At 70.5% G+C, this 19,059-nt stretch carries 19 protein-coding genes and 1 tRNA gene; 9 read left to right on the forward strand and 11 right to left on the reverse strand.

The features are described from left to right. Nucleotides 1-62: 62 nt before the first annotated feature. Nucleotides 63-662: a TetR/AcrR family transcriptional regulator gene (locus tag WA675_RS08375; protein ID WP_336083333.1), complete on the reverse strand. Its 600-nt coding sequence runs from the start codon at nt 660-662 to the stop codon at nt 63-65. A 102-nt stretch (nt 663-764) separates the two neighbouring features. On the opposite strand from WA675_RS08375, the gene WA675_RS08380 reads away from it, so the two are divergent. Further along, nucleotides 765-1,736, forward strand: a complete 972-nt coding sequence (locus tag WA675_RS08380) for a hypothetical protein (protein WP_336083335.1) — start codon at nt 765-767, stop codon at nt 1,734-1,736. Between the two features lie 79 nt (nt 1,737-1,815). Here WA675_RS08380 and WA675_RS08385 read toward each other — a convergent pair whose 3' ends face one another. The 5 genes from WA675_RS08385 to WA675_RS08405 form a co-directional block, all read right to left on the reverse strand. Beyond that, nucleotides 1,816-2,307, reverse strand: a complete 492-nt coding sequence (locus WA675_RS08385; protein ID WP_336083337.1) for a hypothetical protein — start codon at nt 2,305-2,307, stop codon at nt 1,816-1,818. Continuing rightward, nucleotides 2,304-4,145 carry an alpha/beta hydrolase gene (locus WA675_RS08390; protein ID WP_336083338.1) on the reverse strand — a complete coding sequence of 614 codons (1,842 nt, stop codon included), beginning with the start codon at nt 4,143-4,145 and terminating at the stop codon, nt 2,304-2,306. Before WA675_RS08390 ends, WA675_RS08385 begins: the two co-directional genes overlap by 4 nt. Beyond that, the gene (locus WA675_RS08395) at nt 4,145-4,438 is read right to left on the reverse strand and encodes a type VII secretion target (protein WP_336083340.1); all 294 of its coding nucleotides are present in this window, start codon (nt 4,436-4,438) and stop codon (nt 4,145-4,147) included. Before WA675_RS08395 ends, WA675_RS08390 begins: the two co-directional genes overlap by 1 nt. Before the next feature lie 119 nt (nt 4,439-4,557). After that, nucleotides 4,558-4,998 carry a Fur family transcriptional regulator gene (locus WA675_RS08400; RefSeq protein WP_336083341.1) on the reverse strand — a complete coding sequence of 147 codons (441 nt, stop codon included), beginning with the start codon at nt 4,996-4,998 and terminating at the stop codon, nt 4,558-4,560. A 3-nt stretch (nt 4,999-5,001) separates the two neighbouring features. Then, nucleotides 5,002-5,352: an ArsR/SmtB family transcription factor gene (locus tag WA675_RS08405; RefSeq protein ID WP_336083343.1), complete on the reverse strand. Its 351-nt coding sequence runs from the start codon at nt 5,350-5,352 to the stop codon at nt 5,002-5,004. 137 nt (nt 5,353-5,489) lie between these two features. On the opposite strand from WA675_RS08405, the gene WA675_RS08410 reads away from it, so the two are divergent. Beyond that, complete coding sequence (locus WA675_RS08410; protein WP_436973936.1) at nt 5,490-6,890, forward strand: glycine--tRNA ligase; 1,401 nt, start codon at nt 5,490-5,492, stop codon at nt 6,888-6,890. A 278-nt stretch (nt 6,891-7,168) separates the two neighbouring features. Beyond that, nucleotides 7,169-8,434, forward strand: coding sequence for a phthiocerol/phthiodiolone dimycocerosyl transferase family protein (locus WA675_RS08415; protein ID WP_336083345.1), 1,266 nt, complete (start codon nt 7,169-7,171; stop codon nt 8,432-8,434). A gap of 88 nt (nt 8,435-8,522) precedes the next feature. Here WA675_RS08415 and WA675_RS08420 read toward each other — a convergent pair whose 3' ends face one another. Continuing rightward, nucleotides 8,523-10,529, reverse strand: coding sequence for a TPM domain-containing protein (locus WA675_RS08420; RefSeq protein WP_336083346.1), 2,007 nt, complete (start codon nt 10,527-10,529; stop codon nt 8,523-8,525). Between the two features lie 72 nt (nt 10,530-10,601). On the opposite strand from WA675_RS08420, the gene WA675_RS08425 reads away from it, so the two are divergent. The 4 genes from WA675_RS08425 (at nt 10,602) to dnaG (ending at nt 15,353) form a co-directional block, all read left to right on the forward strand. Continuing rightward, nucleotides 10,602-11,279: an MBL fold metallo-hydrolase gene (locus WA675_RS08425; protein ID WP_336083347.1), complete on the forward strand. Its 678-nt coding sequence runs from the start codon at nt 10,602-10,604 to the stop codon at nt 11,277-11,279. Between the two features lie 237 nt (nt 11,280-11,516). Next, on the forward strand, nt 11,517-12,149 hold the full coding sequence (locus WA675_RS08430) for a YdcF family protein (protein ID WP_442945584.1): 633 nt from the start codon (nt 11,517-11,519) through the stop codon (nt 12,147-12,149). A gap of 1 nt (nt 12,150) precedes the next feature. Next, nucleotides 12,151-13,404: a deoxyguanosinetriphosphate triphosphohydrolase gene (locus tag WA675_RS08435; RefSeq protein ID WP_336083348.1), complete on the forward strand. Its 1,254-nt coding sequence runs from the start codon at nt 12,151-12,153 to the stop codon at nt 13,402-13,404. 23 nt (nt 13,405-13,427) lie between these two features. Next, entirely contained in the window at nt 13,428-15,353 is a 1,926-nt protein-coding gene (dnaG, locus tag WA675_RS08440) for a DNA primase (RefSeq protein ID WP_336083350.1), read from the forward strand. Nucleotide 15,354: 1 nt separating this feature from the next. On the opposite strand, the gene WA675_RS08445 is transcribed toward dnaG, so the two are convergent. Beyond that, entirely contained in the window at nt 15,355-15,600 is a 246-nt protein-coding gene (locus WA675_RS08445; RefSeq protein ID WP_278262736.1) for a hypothetical protein, read from the reverse strand. Between the two features lie 211 nt (nt 15,601-15,811). Here WA675_RS08445 and WA675_RS08450 point away from each other — a divergent pair. Next, nucleotides 15,812-15,884: transfer RNA gene (locus WA675_RS08450), tRNA-Asn, on the forward strand. Between the two features lie 81 nt (nt 15,885-15,965). Here the strand turns inward: WA675_RS08450 and WA675_RS08455 are convergent. Beyond that, nucleotides 15,966-16,349 (reverse strand): DoxX family protein, encoded by a 384-nt coding sequence (locus WA675_RS08455; RefSeq protein WP_336083352.1) that lies wholly within the window; start codon nt 16,347-16,349, stop codon nt 15,966-15,968. Nucleotides 16,350-16,423: 74 nt separating this feature from the next. Further along, the gene (locus WA675_RS08460) at nt 16,424-17,356 is read right to left on the reverse strand and encodes a LysR family transcriptional regulator (protein WP_336083353.1); all 933 of its coding nucleotides are present in this window, start codon (nt 17,354-17,356) and stop codon (nt 16,424-16,426) included. 173 nt (nt 17,357-17,529) lie between these two features. Here WA675_RS08460 and WA675_RS08465 point away from each other — a divergent pair, with 173 nt between their 5' ends. Next, the gene (locus tag WA675_RS08465; protein WP_336083355.1) at nt 17,530-18,702 is read left to right on the forward strand and encodes an MFS transporter; all 1,173 of its coding nucleotides are present in this window, start codon (nt 17,530-17,532) and stop codon (nt 18,700-18,702) included. 50 nt (nt 18,703-18,752) lie between these two features. Here the strand turns inward: WA675_RS08465 and WA675_RS08470 are convergent, their stop codons facing one another. Next, nucleotides 18,753-18,998 (reverse strand): hypothetical protein, encoded by a 246-nt coding sequence (locus tag WA675_RS08470; RefSeq protein WP_336083357.1) that lies wholly within the window; start codon nt 18,996-18,998, stop codon nt 18,753-18,755. Nucleotides 18,999-19,059: the final 61 nt, after the last annotated feature.

The following is a 19,059-nucleotide window of genomic DNA, read 5'->3' on the forward strand; positions in this document are numbered from 1 at the left end:
GCCCGCCGTAACAGTGAGCTGTCTTACGTCCCGCCCTGGCGGGACGCGGGTTGTGCGGGGTGTCAGGTCCGGGGCAGCGGCAGCATCAGGTCGAGCCCGCGGGCCATATCGTCGGGGGTGATGTCCTCGAGCAGCAGGTGCTGCAGAATGAAACCGGGCAGCACGCCGATGATCGTCTTGGCGAAGGCGTCCAGATCGGTGTCGGCGGGCAGTAGGCCCCGCTCGCGCAGCCGCAGCCCGTATTCCGCCCACAGCTCACGCATCGCCGCGATCGCCTCGCGGACCGGCACGCCCGAATCGGGCTGCACCATCGCCAGCGCCCACGCCTGTGGGGCCAGCCGCAGGGGGCCGTCGGGGCCGCTGCGTTTCACGATCTCGGTGGTCAGCAGGCGGACGACCTCGCCGGGCATCGGCAGTTCCTCGCCCCGGATGATCTCGGCCAGGCGGGCGCGCAGCGGGCCCATGGTGTTGGTGACCAGCGCGCGGATGATCTCGTTCTTGCTGGTGAAGTACCGGTAGACCGCCCCGGCCGAGAGCCCCGACTCGGTGAACACGTCCTGCATCGAGGTCTCGTGGAAGCCCTTGCGGGTGAAGCACACCTGGGCGGCGTCGAGGATCTGCTGCCTGCGGCGTTCGAGGTGTTCTTCGCTGACTCGGGGCATGTGCCAAAAATAAAACGAATATCCGTTCTTGACAAGCGAACGGGAGCGGTGTCACCGTGGAACCATCAAAAAGAACGAACATTCGCTTTAAGGGAGAATGTCATGACGATCACCCGCCGAGCAGTGGCTCTCGGTCTGGCGGCGACGATGCTGCAGGCCCTGCTCCTGATCGCCTTCGCCTGGCCCGCGGTCAACCTCGCCCCGCGCGACCTGCCCATCGCCGTCACCGGCCCACAGTCCGCACAGGTCGCCCAGCGGCTGCAACAGCAGAGCCCGGACGCCTTCGCCATCACGACGCTGGCCGACGCGGGCGCCGCGCGGAACGCGCTGGCCGACAACGAGATCTACGGCGCGATCGTCACCGGCGAGGGTGCGCCCCAGCTTCTGGTCGCCTCGGCCGCCTCACCCGCGGTCGCCCAGCAGCTCACCGCCCTCGCCCAGCAACTCGGTGGCGCCGCCCCCACACCGGTCCAGGACGTGGTCGCCACCGATCCCGACGACCCGCGCGGCGCGGGCTTCGGCTCGATGGTGCTGCCGCTGGTCATGTCCGGCATCGCCGCCGGTGTGCTGCTGACCCTGCTGGTACCCGCCCTCGGTGCCCGCCTCGCCGGGCTGGCCACCTTCGGTGTGGCCGGTGGCCTGCTCAGCACGCTGATCTTCCACGGCTGGCTCTCGATCGTCCCGGGCTCCTACCTCACGCTGTCGGCACTCGCCGGGCTGGCCATGTTCGCCGTCGCCGCGACCGTGGTCGGACTCGCCGCCGCCCTCGGCCGACCCGGTATCGGCCTGGGCGCGCTCACCATGCTGCTCATCGGCAACCCGTTCTCCGCCGCCACGTCGGCGCCGGAACTGCTGCCGCAGCCGTGGGGCACCCTCGGCCAGCTCTTCCCGCCGGGCGCCGCCGCCTCGCTGATCCGCTCGGTCGCCTACTTCGACGGTGCGGGCGCGGCCGGTCCGCTCGCGGTACTGCTGGGCTGGTCGGCGGCGGGTCTGGGGCTGCTCGGCCTCGGCGCACTGCGGTCCCGCACCGCACCCGAGCCGGTCACCGCCGACGCGGTTCCCGTCGCCGCCTAGTCCGTCGCCGGTGGATCCACGCCGCAGTGGACCCACCGGAGGATCGATGCGCCGCACATCGTGTGCGGCGCATCGTCGTTCATCCGGCGGCGCAGGGGGACGAGGACCGCAGCACGAAGCGGGTCGGCGTGGACCCGTAGCGCAACGCCGCGACGGAGAACCCCCGGGAGTTCCGGTAGACCCGGTTGACCGGATCGTCGCCGGGCACCGGATTCTCCGCGAGGACGAACCCCCGCGACGTCATCGCCGCCAGCCTCGCCAACGCCTGTTCCACGAATTCGGCCGGGGGATCGGCGATCTCGCGCTCATACGACGGCGCCCACGGCGGCCCGGCACTCTGCAACGTATCCGGATCGGTCCGGCAGCCCTTGCCCAGCCGCACCGCGTTGTCCTCGATCGAGACCGGCTCGGGCCAGATGTGCTCGAAATTGTCGGCGACCAGCGGAACCGCCTCCGTGACAGTGAGTCCGGACGACTCGGCGATGTCCTGATTCGACGGTCCCTCCGGGACGAACCCGCAGGCGGCCAGCGTCCCGCACAGCAGCACGAGCACCGCCGCGCCGCACCTCATGCGACGTCGAGTTTCGGTCCGGGTCCTGGATTGTCGGTGATCCGCGGATTCGCGTACGGATCCACGCCGAAGAGCTGCCCGGCGGTCGCCGCCTTGCCCGCGTCGAAGCCTTCCTTGACGCCGTCGCCGTTGTCGCCCAGCCCGATATCGATCCAGTCGGTCTCGATCCCGCGCTCGACATACCCGGTGACCTCGCCGCCGCGGATCACCCCGACGATGTTCTGGAACGCCGTCGAAGACGGGTCGTCCCAGTACTTTCCGTGCCCGTCCGGCCCGAAGACGACCTCGCCGCGCTCATGTCCGTCGAAATCCCGGCCGTAGAAGCCGGTGTCGAGCCGGGTGACACCGGGCACCTCGTCGGGATCACCGCCGACATCGGCGGCGTGCGGATTGCCCGGCAGCCCACCGATTCCCGGCAGGCGCAGGCCCTCGTCCGGATAGGACTGCACGACCCCGATCAGGTCGCCGGGTGCCGTCATCGAATACCGCCGCACCTCCGGGTTCGGATTGTTCCAGCCACCCTCGAACACCCCGGTGCCCGCCGAGGACGCGTGCAGCACGCGGTCGGCGCGCAGGCCGAGCTGCTCGGCCGAGCCGACGATCGAGCCGCCGTAGGAATGCCCCACATACGACACCGGCGTCCCCGGTGTCTGCGCGCTCACCTCGCGATCGATCTCGCGCCCGAAATCGACCAGCCGGGGCGCCATCTCGGCGGCGAACCGCGGACTCGGCGCCCCGTCGGACAGGCTGGTCAGGCTCTGCGGGAAATCGCCCTCCATGTACAGGAACACCGGCCCGCCGGTCTGATCGGCGAGATTCCACGCGGCCACGTGATTGGACCCGGACCCGTTCAGGTTCGTGCTGGTCCCGGGCACGTACACGCCGACCCCGGGCGCGCCGGACCGCATCGCGCCGACCATCTCGATCATCCGGCCGTTGCCCTCGGTGCTGAACATGACGAACTGCCGGTCGACCAGGTCCAGCCGCGGCGTCGCGCCCGCACCCGTCGCCGCGGGCGTGGTGCCGAGGACGCCCGCGCCCTCGGGATTCGGGATCGGCGACAGCATCGCCTCGAGCTGCCGGATCCGCGCCTCGTCGCGTTCGGGTTTGCGCTTCTCCGCGGTGAGCGCGTTGCGGATGTTGATCTCGTTGGCCTCGATCCGCAGCGCGAAGGGCACCCCGTTGAGATTGCCCAGCTGCTCCGGCGCGGCGATCACCAGCTGCCGCCGCGCCTCGGGGCTCAGGCCCGCGAGGAAGGTCGCCCGCTCGTCGGCCGACAGGGCCGCCAGCCGCAGCGCCACCGCGTCGGGATCGGCCAGGGTGCCGTCGGCCAGGGCGATATCGGGCTGCCCGTCGCGCAGCGCGCCGAGATCGGCCAGCGATTCGCGCAGCCGGGTGCCGAACTGGCCGTCGATACGCTCGATCTCGTCGAGCCCCCCGAACAGGTTCAGCTGGAAGACCCCGGCGTCCCCCTCCTTGGCCGGATCCGGATGACTCACCCGCCCGTCCGGCTCCACCAGGAACCCCCTCGCGAGCGCGACCCCGCGCTGATCCAGCACATAGGTCCGGGCGTGCTGGAGCCCCTGCCAGGCATCGGCCGCGTCGTCGGCGATCCGCAGCAGCACCGTGCGGACCTCGTAGCCGTGGTCGACCTCCTCGTCGATCCGGCGGGTGGCCGCGTCCTTGGTGGCGCCGTGCCAGTCGCCCGCCGCCGACGCGGCCCGCGAGCAGTCGTCGACCGAGGTGGACAGGATGTCGGCATTGGCACGCGCGGCGGTGGCGGCGCGCTGCAATCCGTCGAGGTTCCAGCCGTCGAGCTGGGGCAGCGTCGGGCGCATCAGCGGGCAGTGAGGGTGTCGATGGCCGCCGCGATCTCGGCGTCCTTGGCCTGGATGTCGGCGGCGAAGGTGTCCACCAGATCCGCCAGGGCCGCATAGCGATCCGCGATGGAGGTCATGGCCCGCGCGGCCGGGTCGACCAGGGCGCGCACGGTGGCCAGCACCTCGCTGCCCTCGCCCGCGGCCTCGCTCATCGCCGACCAGGCGAGCCCGCCGACCTCACCGCCCTCGCCGCGCCAGGTCGTGGCCATGGTCCTCAGCTGATCGGGCTCCACGCCCAGGGTGCCGCTCACGAGTTCCCCTCCTTCGGCGCCGACCGGACCTGTGGCCGTCGGTACCCACCGTGCGGATCGGTCTGTTCGTGAAGGTTGGACGGGGCGCGCGAATCGAGGGTTCCATCATGTGACGTGAGTCACACGGATGCGGCCTGCTCCCTCGGCCTGGCGCGCACGCAGTCGCGGCAGGTGCCGAAGATCTCCAGGGTGTGGCTCACCTCGGTGAAGCCGTGCTCGCCCGCGATCGCCTCGGCCCACGCCTCGACGGTCGGGCCCTCGACCTCTACGGTGCGCCCGCAGTGGCGGCACACCAGATGGTGGTGGTGCCCGCTCGAGCACTGCCGGTAGACCGACTCGCCGGAGTCGGTGCGCAACACGTCGACCATGCCCGCGTCGGCCAGCGACTGCAGGGTGCGGTAGACGGTGGTCAGGCCGATGCCCTCACCGCGTTTGCGCAGCTCGTCGTGCAGTTCCTGGGCGGAACGGAACTCGTCGATATCGCCGAGCAGGGCCGAGATCGCGCTGCGCTGGCGCGTACTGCGCACCCCGACCTGCTTTCCGGGAACACTGTCGGTCACGAGCTATCCTTCCTCGGCATGGGCGACGGCATCGACGACGATATGCGCCAGATGGTCGTCGACGAGTTCGTAGAGCACCTCGCGGCCTGAGCGTTCCCCGTGCACCACGCCCGCCGACTTGAGAATGCGCAGATGCTGGCTGACCAGCGGCTGGGTCACGCCGAGCGCGTCCACCAGCTCGTGCACGCAGCGCGGCGACTCGCGCAACTGCAGCACGATGGCGATGCGCACCGGCGCGGCCAGTGCCCGCAGCAGTTCGCCCGCGTCCTCCAGGATCGCCCGAGCGGGCACCGCCGCGGGGGCGGCGGAGTGATACGGGGTGTGCGAGTGCGCGGCGGCGGCATCGGTGGTCATCAACCAACTCCTTAATGGAAACCGATGCCATTTTGACATGCAGACGTGCGCATGTCGAATGGGGCACGCCGGTCGGTGCGAAACCGCTTGGCAGGTGCCGATACGCTGGACGGCAATACTTGTCCGATTCCCTAGGGATGGAGAAATCTCGCGTGGCACCCAAGTCGAAGGTGGACACCGTTGCCAACCTCGCCAAGCGCCGGGGTCTGGTCTACCCGTGCGGTGAGATCTACGGAGGCACCAAGTCGGCGTGGGACTACGGTCCGCTGGGCGTCGAACTGAAGGAGAACATCAAGCGGCAGTGGTGGCGCACCATGGTGACCAGCCGCGACGACGTCGTGGGCCTGGACTCCTCGGTGATCCTGCCGCGCCAGGTCTGGGAGGCCTCCGGCCACGTCGAGACCTTCTCCGACCCGCTGGTCGAGTCGCTGCACACGCACAAGCGCTACCGCGCCGACCATCTCCTGGAAGCCTACGAGGAGAAGCACGGCCACCCGCCCGCCAACGGCCTGGCCGACATCAACGACCCCGAGACCGGCCAGCCCGGCAAGTGGACCGAGCCCAAGAACTTCTCCGGTCTGCTCAAGACCTTCCTCGGCCCGGTCGACGACGAAGAGGGCCTGCACTACCTGCGTCCGGAGACCGCGCAGGGCATCTTCGTCAACTACAAGAACGTCGAGACCACCGCGCGCAAGAAGCCGCCGTTCGGCATCGCCCAGATCGGCAAGAGCTTCCGCAACGAGATCACGCCGGGCAACTTCATCTTCCGCACCCGCGAGTTCGAGCAGATGGAGATGGAGTTCTTCGTCAAGCCCGGCGAAGACGCCGAGTGGCACAAGTACTGGATCGACACCCGCCTGGCCTGGTACACCGACCTGGGCATCGATCCGGAGAACCTGCGCCTCTACGACCACCCCAAGGAAAAGCTGTCGCACTACTCGGCGGGCACCACCGACATCGAGTACCGCTTCCGCTTCCAGGGCAGCGAGTGGGGCGAGCTCGAGGGCATCGCCAACCGCACCGACTACGACCTCAAGACGCACTCGGAGCACTCCGGCACCGACCTGAGCTTCTTCGATCAGGCCTCCGGTGAGCGCTACATCCCGTACGTCATCGAGCCCGCCGCCGGTCTGACCCGTTCGCTGATGGCCTTCCTGGTCGACGCCTACGCCGAGGACGAGGCCCCCAACGCCAAGGGCGGCGTCGACGTGCGCACGGTGCTGCGTCTGGACCGCCGCCTCTCGCCGGTCAAGGCCGCGGTGCTGCCGCTCTCGCGCAACGCCGACCTGACCCCGAAGGCCAAGGACCTCGCCGCCCAGCTGCGCCGCAACTGGAACGTCGACTTCGACGACGCGGGTGCTATCGGCCGCCGCTACCGCCGCCAGGACGAGATCGGCACCCCGTTCTGCATCACGGTCGACTTCGACACCCTCGACGACCAGGCGGTCACCATCCGCGAGCGTGACTCGATGGCCCAGGAGCGCATCGCCCTGGACAAGGTCGAGTCCTACCTCGCGACCCACCTCATCGGCGCCTGAGTTTTTGGAGCGCTGGCGCGCTCGAGTTCGCGCCCCCTTGGGTCCCGTCGATCAGGCACCGTGGCTTGCTCCTTCGTCGCCTACGCCACGGCGCCTGATCGACGGGACGGGCGCGAACCGCCGACTTCGTCGGCGATCCCTCCTCGAGGTCGGGATGTGCTGGTCGAGAGTGCGGGGGAGGCGCGGGATCTCGGGGTGTGCCTCGGCGGGTTAGGTGCTTGGTCACACGGCGGTGAACCGGTTTGCGTTCGCGGAGGTGTTGCCGCACGCTTTCCGTTGTGCTGTGGGAACCGGAAGATGTGGTGCGGGTGCTCGACCCGTCGGAGCAGCGATTCGTGCGGCACGCGACGTTCACCGGACGGTCGGTGACGGTGCGCGGCGAACTCGACGCGGTGGCGCTCGGCGCGGCCTTCGCGGCGCTGCAGCGCGCGTTCCCGATCCTGGTGTGCCGCATCGTCGAGGACGCCGAGGAGAGCGGAATCCTGTTGCGCCCCGGGCATATCGAGCCCGTCGGCGCGTGGGTGAGTTTCGGTGATCCGGACGAGGTGCGGATCCCGGCCGAATCGCTGAGCCCGCGTGCGCAGCTGGGCTACCTGGATGTGGTGCTGGCCGAAGAGGATCGGGCCAGAGTCACCCTGTTCGTGCACCACAGCGTCGCCGACGCCGCGCACTGCGTCGAGCTGTTCGCGCGACTGTGGGGCTACTACACCGATCACGTGGCGACCGGGTCGATCGCGGCCGGGTCGCGCGAGTACCCCGACTCGGTGGAATCGCTGCTGGCCCGGCGGGGGATCGCCCGGGGGCCGCGCTCGGGGCTGGAAGGGGTCACCCGGCCGCTCGTCGTCGCGGACGCGGTCGGCGTGGTGCAGTCCTCCCAGCCCGCCTCGCCCGCACTGGCCCGGCCCGCCCGCGTCCGGCTCGATCCGGCCGAGACCGCGCGGGTGCTCGAGTTGGCGCGTACCCGGGCGGTGAGCGTCAACGGGCTGATCACCGCGGCGGTGCTGCGCGCGTTCGCGGCGGTGTACGGGGTGACCCAGGTCGGCTGCGTCTATCCGGTCGACCTGCGCAGGCGGCTCGACCCGCCGGTCGCGGCGGCCGAGGGCACGAACGTCTCCGGGCTCACCGCCTTCACCACCACCGAGTTCGACGACCTCGTCACCTTGGCCCGCCGCATCGGCACCACCCTGCACGACGACCTGGCCACCGGCGTCATCGAACAATCGGTCCTGCACTTCCCGGACTTCTTCGGCCCCACCCGCGTCCACTCCATCGCGGGCCACCTCGCCCTCACCAACACCGGCACGGTCCCTACCTTCCGCGCCCCCGACGGCCTGCTGCTCGACGACTACGAGATCGTCTACCTCTCCGCGACTCCCCGCCCCTCCACCGGCCCCTCCGCCGCCGTCACCTTCCTCGCCTACACCTACCTCGGCCGCCTCACCCTGGCCCGCCTCGGCGGCGGCCCCCGCGCCACCGAACTGTCGGCCGCCGTCCTCGCCGAATTGACCTGGGAGACAGCAGGTCAGGAGGCCGCTACCGCTTGAACCGGCTGACCATCCCCATCGGCGTCCCGGCCGTCCTGACCGCGCGGGCATGCCACCTGCGGTCCCGGGTGCGCGGGTCGAAGCGCAGTCAGAACCGTCCGCCGCGGCTCACCCGGCGCGAGCCCGACGATCCGCCATACGAGCCCGGCCGGTAGCCGCCGCCACCGCCGTAGCTCCGCCCACGTGAGCCGCTGTTCATCGCCCCGCGCAAGAACCCGTCGAGCAGGATCCCGCCCAGCACCGCGCCGGTCTGGGCGCCGCCCGACATCGGCTGACAGGTCTCCCAGGCCCGCACGCTGGCCTGCGCCTGCTGCAGGGCCCGGCCACCGAGGTCGGCGGCGGTCTGCGCGCTCAGCAGGGCGCGGTCGGGCGCGCTCGCCGCCAGCCCACGCGCCGCGTCGAGATGACGCTGCGCCTCCGAGAGCCGGGTGCGGGCCTCGGCGTCCACCCCGCCGCGGCGGGTGGTGATGAAGGAGGCGGCGGCCTCGATGCGGGCCGCCGCGTCGGTGAGCGCCCGGTCGAGCCTGCGCCGCAGATCCTCCACGGCGAGTTTGCGATCCGAGGCCGCGGCGATGGCCCGGTCCAGTTCGGCGTCGGCCTGGATCGCGCTGTGGAAGGCACCCAGCGGATCGCTCGCCGCGGCCGCCGAGGCGGTGCCGACGGTGGTGGTGGCCGTAGTCACCGCCGCGGTCAGTTCCGGTCCGCCGAACTCAGTGAGGCCCGCCGCCACGGCGAGGTCGCGGCGCAGCTCGTCGAGGGCCGCGGGCAGCCCGTCGCGGGCCTGCTGGATATTCGCCGCCGCCTGGTCGACCGCGTCGAGCAGCGTGCGGGCCTGGCCGATCGCGCCCTCGGCCGCGCGGATGGCCGTCACCACGCCGCCCTGCTTGCCGACCGGCTGGTTCAGGGTGCTGCGGGCGCCGTCGATGTTCTGCTCGGCGAAGGCGATCCGTTCCGTCGCCATCCGCACATTGTCGCGGATCGGCGCCAGCACCGAGGCCGGGTAGGCGGCGGTGAGCCGGGCGAGTTCGGCCTCGGCGGCGGGGGTGCGCGCGGTCAGGTCGACGAGGTCGCGGGTCAGCCCGTCCAGCCGTCCCGGCGCGTCGATGAGCAGATCGCGCATGGCGTCGAAATCGGCCACCTGGGCGTCGAGTTCGCGATCGGCGGTGCCCGCCGTGGTGATCAGCTCGACCAGCATGCCGCGTTGCTGATCCGGTGTCTCGGGAATCGCGTCGTCGAGCTGCTGGCGGATGGTGAACGCCTTGGCGGTCGCCGCGCGGGCCGCGTCGAGCGCGGCGCGGAACGGCGTCACCGCGGTCTCGCCGAATTCGCCGGTGGCCAGCGCCAATTCCTCGGTACTGGTCCGCACCGCGTCGTCGATCTCCACCAGCCGCTCCCGCGACAAGGCGTGCAGGGTCGGCAACGACAGCTTCGCCACCGCGGCCGAATCGGCCGGGTCCACCTTGCGCGCGAGCTCGAGTTCGGCGCGGTCGCGCGCGCGGCGCCGCCTGCGGGAGAACAGGATCAGGCCACCGGCCAGCACCACGACGACGAGCACCAGCACCAGCAGCGTCTTCCACGGCACCCCGCCACCACTCATCGCCGCGCCGATCCCGTCGGCGGTGTTCACCGCGGCCTGCGCCCAGTTCCCGTCGCGCAGCGCGGGTTCCACCTTCCCGGCCAGCAGCGAGTCGAGTTCGGCGTCGGTGACGCTGTCGGGCAGCGTCCCGTCGAGCCAGTACCCGCGATCCTGCACGGCCACCGCCAGCAGCAGATCGCGCTCGGCGAACCCGGAGAGTTCGACGGTGCGAGCGGCCCAGTCACGCGGTGCCATCCCGGCGAAATCACGCACGTAGATCACCCAGAGCTTGACCTGGTGGTCGCGGTAGAGCTCGTCGACGGCAGCCAGCACCCGGCTCTCGTCCGCCCCGCTGAGCACCTCGGCGCTGTCGACCACCTGCGGACCCATCCGCGACGGCGGCTCCGCGCCCGCCCCCGGCGCGCACAGCAGGACCATCGCCGCGAGCAGCGCGCAGAGCAGACCGGCCGCGCGCGGCCGAACCGAGGGTGGAGCCGGGGACTTCCAGGACGGACGCATGTGTCGAATCTAACGGGCGCGCGCCACGCAGGTGGGCACGACGGCCCGCCGCGTGCCTTCTACGATCGGCGCATGGCCACAGTCGATCGCCGCTACACCGGACACGTCACCGCGGGCGGTCCCGCCCAGCAGCGCGAGGTGCCCGGCGCCCGGATCGTCAAGATCTCCGTCGGCCCGATGGACAACAACACCTACCTCGTGCAGAGCACCACCACCGGCGCCGCGATCCTCATCGACGCCGCCAACGAGGCGCCCCGCATCATCGACCTCACCACCCAGGAAACTCCCGGCCAGGTCGAACTGATCGTCACCACCCATCAGCACCCCGACCACTGGCAGGCCCTCACCGAGGTCGCCACCGCGGTCGGCGCCCCGACCGCCGCGCACCCGCTCGACGCCGCCACCCTGCCCGTCCCACCGGACCGGCTGCTCGCCGACGGCGACACCATCCCGCTCGGCGACCTGTCTCTCGAGGTCATCCACCTGCGCGGCCACACCCCGGGCTCGATCGCCCTGGCCCTCGTCGACGCCGCCCACCGCACCCACCTGTTCACCGGCGACTCCCTGTTCCCCGGCGGCGTCGGCAAAACCCACAACCCCACCGACTTCGACACCCTCCTCACCGACGTCACCACCAAACTCTTCGACCGCTACCCCGATGACACCGTCGTCTACCCCGGCCACGGCGACGACACCACCCTCGGCACCGACCGCCCCCACCTCGCCGAATGGCGCGAGCGGGGTTGGTGAACCCGCTCAGCGTGCGGCGCGGATCCAGCTCGGGTCCTGAGCGTCCATCGCCGTACGCCGCCAGACCGACGTAACTCCGCCGTGCGACCGCGCCCGAGCCGAGCGGAGTTCACCGGACCGGAATCCGGTGGTGACCGCTGAGGTCACGAGCCGTCGGTGTCACCTGGCAGACTGACGAAGGTGAAATCGGGTTTCTCGCGAACGGCCACCGCCCCGGACGCCAGGCGTCCGCGTGGGCTGGTGCCGACGGTGTCGCTGTGGATCGGCCGGTTGATCGCGGGGGCCGTGGTGATCGGGATCGTGCTGGTCGGGGGGACGGCGGTGCGGGTGTGGCAGGTCGCCCGGATCGACGACTACACCCCGGCCGACGCCATCGTGGTGCTCGGCGCCGCGCAGTACTCGGGCACCCCGTCGTCGGTGTTCGAGGCCCGGCTCTACCAGGCCGGGCGCCTCTACGCGGCCGGGGTAGCGCCGCTGGTGATCACCGTCGGCGGCAAACAGGAGGGTGACCTCTACACCGAGGCCGCCTCGGGCAAGGCCTACCTCGAGGACAACGGCGTCCCCGGCGACCACATCCTGGCCGTGGAGACCGGCTCCGACACCCTGCGCAGCATCGAAGCCGTCGCCGCCGCCATGCGCGAGCGCGGGTTGTCATCGGCCGTACTCGTCAGCGATCCGTGGCATTCACTCCGCACCAGAACCATGGCCAGGGACGCCGGGCTCAGCGCGTGGACCGCACCCACCCGCACCGGTCCGGCGGTCTACACCAGGGAGTCGCAGTTCCACGGCATCGCCCGCGAGACGGGGGCGCTGCTCTGGTATCAGCTCACCCATTTCTCGGCAGACTTCCCCTACGAGGCGGGACAGTGAGATGACCGACGGCTACACCGCGCACGACCGGGAACGCATGGTCCCCGAGCCCGGCAAGATCGCCTGGCCCGACGCCCCCGGCAACGGTCACCGCAGCGAGTTCGCGCGGGACCGGGCGCGCGTGCTGCACTCGGCCGCGCTGCGCCGCCTCGCCGACAAGACCCAGGTCATGGGCCCGCGCGAGGGCGACACCCCGCGCACCCGGCTCACCCATTCGCTCGAGGTCGCCCAGATCGGCCGCAGCATCGCCGACGGCCTCGGCGCCGACCCCGACCTGGTCGACCTGGCGGGCCTGGCCCACGACATCGGCCATCCGCCCTACGGCCACAACGGCGAACGCGCGCTCGACGAATTCGCCGACGAGTACGGCGGTTTCGAGGGCAACGCGCAGAACCTGCGCATCCTCACCCGCCTGGAACCGAAGGTGCTCGACGCGGCGGGGGAGAGCGCCGGGCTCAACCTCACCCGCGCCGCCCTGGACGCCACCATCAAATACCCGTGGGGTCGCACCGGTCCGGCCACCAAGTTCGGCGCCTACGACGACGATCTCGAGCGCCTGGCCTGGATCCGCAAGGACGCCCCCGAGCGCGTCCAGAGCCTGGAATGCCAGATCATGGACTGGTCCGACGACGTCGCCTACTCGGTGCACGACGTCGAGGACGGCGTGATCGTCGGCCGCATCGACCTGCGCGCCCTGGCCGACCCGGCCGAGCAGGCCGCCCTCGCCGAGCAGGGCCACGGCCAGCACCCGGATCAGTCCGTCGACGCGCTCGCCGCCGCCGCGCAGCGCCTGTCCGAACTCGACGTGGTGGCCGAGGCGGTGAACTACGACGGCACTTTCGCCGCCTCGGTCGCGCTCAAACGGCTCACCAGCGAGCTGGTCGGCCGCTTCGCCAATGCCGCCATCGCCGCCACCCGGCAGCGCTACGGCCCCGGCCCGCTCATCCGCTACCAGGCCGAACTGATCGTGCCGCCGATCGTCGCCGCCGAGGTGGCCGTGCTCAAGACCGTCGCGCTGCGCTACGTGCGCTCCGACCGCGGCCACCTGGCCCGTCAGCTCACCCAGCGCGAGCGGGTGCAGGCCGTGGCCGACCGGCTGCTCACCACCGCTCCCGCCCACCTCGACGACCAGATGCTGCCCTGGTGGAACGCCGCCACCGACGACACCGCCCGCGTGCGCGTGGTGATCGACCAGATCGCCTCCTGCACCGAGAGCCGCTTCGAGCGCGTCGCCGCCTCGCTGGACTGCCGCTGAGCCGCACCCACTAGACTTCCCTCGTGGCCGGACGAATCCCAGATCGCGATATCGCGGCGATCCGCGACCGGGTCCGGATCGAGGATGTGGTCGGCGAGTACGTCGCGCTCAAGCGCGCGGGCGCCGACTCGATCAAGGGCCTGTGCCCCTTCCACGACGAGAAGTCCCCGTCGTTCCACGTGCGGCCCAACCACGGCCTGTTCCACTGCTTCGGCTGCGGCGAGGGCGGCGACGTCTACAAGTTCCTGCAGCAGATCGAGCACATCGGCTTCGTCGAGGCCGTCGAGCAGATGGCCGACCGGATCGGCTACCAGATCAACTACGAGGGCGGCGGCACCTCGGTGCAGCGCGACCGCGGCACCCGCTCCCGGCTGGTCGCCGCCAATGCCGCCGCGCACGAGTTCTACATGGCTCAGCTGCGCGAGCCCGAGGCCGAGACCGCGCGTAAATACCTGACCGACCGCAATTTCGACGGTGCCGCCGCCCAGCAGTTCGGCTGCGGCTACGCCCCGGCGGGCTGGGACACGCTCACCAAACACCTGCAGCGCAAGGGTTTCGAGTTCAAGGAGCTGGAAGCCGCCGGGTTGTCCAAGCAGGGCAAGCGCGGCCCGATCGACCGGTTCCACCGCCGCCTGCTCTGGCCCATCCGCAACCTCGGCGGCGAGGTGATCGGCTTCGGCGCGCGCAAGCTCTTCGACGACGACACCATGCCCGGCAAGTACGTGAACACGCCGGAAACCCTGCTGTACAAGAAGTCCCAGGTGCTCTTCGGTCTCGACCACGCCAAGCGTGAGATCTCCAAGGGCCACCAGGCCGTCGTCGTCGAGGGCTACACCGACGTGATGGCCATGCACCTGGCCGGGGTGAAGACCGCCGTGGCCTCCTGCGGCACCGCCTTCGGCGAGGAGCACCTGCAGGTGCTGCGCAGGCTGCTCATGGACGACAATTTCTGGCGCGGCGAGATCATCTACACCTTCGACGGTGACGCCGCGGGCCAGGCCGCCGCGCTCAAGGCCTTCAGCGGCGACCAGCGCCTGGCAGGCCAGACCTACATCGCCGTCGCCCCCGACGGCCAGGACCCGTGCGAGCTGCGCCAGTACTCCGGCGACGCCGCCGTGCGCGACCTGGTCGCGCGCCGGACCCCCCTCTACGAGTTCGTGATTCGCGGTCTGCTGGCCGAACACAACCTCGACGATGTCGAGGGCAGGGTCGAGGCGCTGCGCCGCACCGTGCCCGTGGTGGCCCAGATCAAGGACCACGCCACCCGCAAGGGCTACGCCACCAAACTGGCGGGCTGGGTCGGCTGGGACGACATCCAGCTCGTCGTGCGCCGCGTCGGCGAGGAAGCCAAGAAGAACCGGATGGGCGGCGCCGCCGGGGCCAATGGAAAGCCCGGCGCCGCACCGGCACCCGCGCCCCGCGCCGAGGAGGGCTCCTCGGTGCGCCCGGCGCCCAACGACCCGGTCCTGCTGGCCCAGCGCCAAACCCTCGGCGCCGCACTGCAATACCCCGGCATCGCGGGCGTGGTGTTCGACTCCATCGACGCCGCCGCCTTCACCCACCCCGCCTACATCGCGGTGCGGATCATGATCGCCAAGGCCGGTGGCACCGCCGCGGGTCTCAGCGGCGCCGAATGGGTCGCCGCCGTCGCCGATCACACCGACGACCTGATGATCCGCGCGCTGGTCTCCGAACTCGCCGGTGAACAGCTGCCGGTGCGCTCCCAGAACGACACCCCGCGCTTCATCAGCGGCATCCTGGCCCGCACGCAGGAGGCGTGGGTGGGCCGCCAGATCGCCGAACTGAAGTCCAAGCTGCAGCGTCTGTCGGCCAGCGAGGAACCCGACACCTACATGACGCTGTTCGGCGACCTGGTCGCACTCGAGCAGTACCGCAAGAGCCTCGCCGCCCAGGCGATGGGCAGCGAGGGCTTCGCGGCGGGCGCCTGAGTCAGCGGCGCAGCTGGTTGTGCGGGATCAGCACCGTGGTGCGCTCGTCGATGGGCTCCATCGGCTCCAGCTTGGGCTGCGTGCTCAACTTGTCCGACAGCTTCTGCCGGCTCACCGACACCAGCTTCTTGGTCACCGGCGAACCGGTCACCGCTCGCGTCGCCGCACTGATCTGCTCGTAGCGCGCGCGCCCGGCCTTGGTGCCCAGCACATACCCGGCCGCTACGCCGATGATCAACCGCAGCATCTTCTTGGAGCTCCTCCCACGTTCGTTGGCGGCTCCATCCTGCCCCAGCAGCCCCACCGCTGTCGATCCGCCCACCCTTTGTCGGCACATCGTTATACGCCGCATGTCCGCAGGTAGAGCCCCGATTTGGGAACCAACGACCCCATGCGCTAAAGTTTCATCTCGGTCAGCCCGCCAAGGCAGACCGCCCGAGTCTAACCGCTCGGGGCAATCCCCTATAGCTCAATTGGCAGAGCAGCCGACTGTTAATCGGCAGGTTTCTGGTTCGAGTCCAGATGGGGGAGCAGGAATCGCAGCTCGCCGGGTATTCGCCCGGCGAGCTGTTTTCGTTATAGCAGGTTTCGCGGGGTGGACGTTTCTCTGTGTCAGCCTGCGAAGGGTTCGGCGACGAAGCGTCCCCAGGCGATGAAGGCCGCCAGGAGGAGATAGGCGAAGTTCAGTGCCATGAAGGGGTATTCGCCGAAGCGGCGGTGAGTGATCATCGCGCCTAGCATGAGCACGATCCAGCACGTCGCGGTGACCGGCACCATGATCGGGGCGATATCGAGCGCCGCGGGCAGGATCAGGCCGATCGCGGCCAGTAGCTCCAGGATTCCGAGCGTTCTCACGGCCCCGGTACCGGCCTGCTCGGTCCATTGCCCGCCGGGCTGGGCGGCCAATTTCTCGGTGGGGACGAATGTCTTGCTGGCGCCGCCGGCCAGGGCGACCGTGGCCAGTATTCCGGCCGCGATCCACAGGGCGAGATTCATGGGCTTCTCCTTCGCTCGAGGGTTCGAGCACAAGACGCCGCGCGACCGGGAATCGTGACAACTTGTGCGGCACATCACCGCTTGGAGCGGGGTCGCCGGTAGGCCGCGGCGACGTCGCGCAGCGTCGCGAGCTTCGCCGGGGCCGGGTTGCCGGGGTGCCAGGTGATGCCGAAGGTGCAGTCGGCGAGATCGTCGACCGGGAGGTAGCGGAGGTCGGGGCGGGGGTAGAGGGCCGCGGTGGAGGCGGGGACGAAGGCGACGGTCGTGCCCAGTGCGACGGTGGCGAGGAGGGACTCGACGGTGGAGCCCGCGCGGGGAGCCGGGCCGGCCGGGCGCGGACCCGCGGTCCAGAAGTCGTGTCCGGTACGGAAAGTGGGGGCGACCAGGGTGACGACCGGGTGGTCGGCGAGGTCGGCGAGGTGCAGGGCGGGTCGTGATGTCAGGGGGTCGGCGCTCGCCAGGCAGGCCAGGCGGGGTTCGTGGGTGAGCGGTTCGCCGTGCAGGTCGTCGGGAATCGGGAAATGAGTGAAGGCCGCGTCGATCTCGCCCGAACGCAGTGCGGTGAGCTGGTCGGCGAATCGGTCGAGGACTCGCAGGTCGGGTGCCTGGTCGGGGTGCAGCCGGGTCAGCGCGGTGATGATGTCGCGGGTGGCCGTCAGGGCCGCGACGCTCTCGCACACCCCGAGCCGGAGACGGCTGGATCCGGCGGCCATCCGTCCGGCGACGGCGCGTAGCTCGTCGGCGGCCGCGACCACCTTGCGTGCCACGGGCAGGACCGCGCGTCCCGCGTCGGTCAGCTCGACGCGGCGGCTGGAGCGGTCGAACAGGGGGATGCCGAGGCGGTCCTCCAGCGACCGGATCTGCTGGCTGAGCGCGGGCTGGGTCAGATACAGCCGACGGGCGGCGCGGCCGAAATGGAGTTCCTCGGCCAGGGTCAGCAGCAGCCGCAATTGATGCGCCGTCGGATCGTCGATACCGGCCGGGTGGAGCTTTTCGATAAGCGACACATTATCGAAATTACCCGCATTCCGATCGCCGTGCCATTGCTGTCGCGCGGGCTCGGCTGGCACGCTGGTGAGACGGCCGGATCACCGTCCGAATCCTGAAAACTGCTGCAGGACTGGGGAATTGACCACCCGGGTCCCGGTCTTCGTCGTGCCCTGGTGTGGAAAGAGTGATGATGCGACCGAGTCTTGCCGCCCTGGTTCTGTGCGTATTCGGGATAACGACAGGCGAATTCGTCATCGCCGGAATCCTGCCGGATGTCGCCACCGATCTGGGCGTGTCCATTCCGGCTGCCGGGTTGCTGGTCACGGCGTACGCCCTCGGCATGATCGTGGGTGGGCCGACGCTGACCGCGCTCACCACCCGCTATCCCCGCAAGCCGCTGATGGTGACGCTGCTGGTGATCGCCGTGCTGGGCAATGTGGCCTCGGTCCTGGCGCCGACCTACGCGATGCTGTTCACGGCCCGGGTCGTCACCGCGCTGGTGACCTCGACGTTCTTCGCGAATGCGATCGTCACCGCGGTGTCGACGGCGCCTCCCGGTAAGCAGGCGTCCACGGTGTCGAAGCTGGTCTTCGGGATGAACCTGGCGATGATCCTGGGCGCGCCGCTGGGCACGTTCATCGGCAGCCAGTACGGCTGGCGGGCCACCTTCGCGGCCGTCGCCGCGGTCTGCGCGCTCGGGCTGGCGTTGGTGATCCGGCTGGTGCCCGCGGTGCCGAACGCGGGCGGGTCTGCGGTGGCCGAACTGCGCGTATTCCGCAGTCGCGATGTGCGATTGGCGATCGCGATCACCGCGATCGCCAATGCCGGGGTGCTGATGGTGTTCACCTACTTCTCGCCGCTGCTGACCGAGGTCAGTGGATTCACCGGCGGTTCGGTCGCGGGCTGGCTGCTGGTCTACGGCGTCGGCGCGACGGTCGGCAACCTCATCGGCGGCCGCCTGTCGGATCGCGCGCTGATGCCCGCGCAGATCGGCTCGCTGACCCTGCTGACCGGCACACTGGTTCTGATGTGGCTGGTCAGCGCCACCCCCGCGCTCATCGCGGTACTGGTCTTCGTCCTGGGCGCACTGGGCTTCTCGGTGATCCCCGGCATGCAGGCCAGGGTGCTGAGCACCGCGGCGGCCGCGCCGACCCTGGCCATGGCGGTCAATGCCTCGGCCTACCAGCTCGCGGCCGCCTTCGCGGGCTGGCTGGGCGGACGGGTCATCGACGGCAGCGGCCTGCGCGCGGTGTACCTGGTGGCCGCGGCCGTCACCGTCGCCGGTATCGCCCTGAGCTGTGCGGCGTGGTGCCGCGATCGCCGCGCCGCTGAGGCGGGCCGGGCGGCAGTGGCGGTGGCATGAGCGCAGGCGAAGCCGCGAGATCCGGTGAGATTCGGGGTGTTGGGGTTGGCTCAGGAACGCCGGAGGCGGTCCACGCACTGGCAGTGCAGGCGGGTGATCGTGCGGTGCCCGAGGCCGCGCGCGCCGGCGGTTTCCAGCAGCGCGAGCAGGCGGGCGTGGAATTCCTTGGCCGGTAGCCCGAACCGGACGAACGCCTCGGCGTCGTTGCCGCCGTAGGGCGCCCAGGTCACCGCGAACTCGAGCAGTTCGCGTTCGTAGGGGGTCAAGGGCGTGTCTCCGTCGTAGTTACTTGCCATCGTACAAGCAAGTAAGCTACGGCATGGGGGCGGCCGGGGTGCGCGGATTCGTGTCAGGAGA

Origin of the sequence: Nocardia sp. SSK8 (assembly GCF_037034205.1) — a bacterium.
Taxonomy (GTDB): Bacteria; Actinomycetota; Actinomycetes; order Mycobacteriales; family Mycobacteriaceae; genus Nocardia.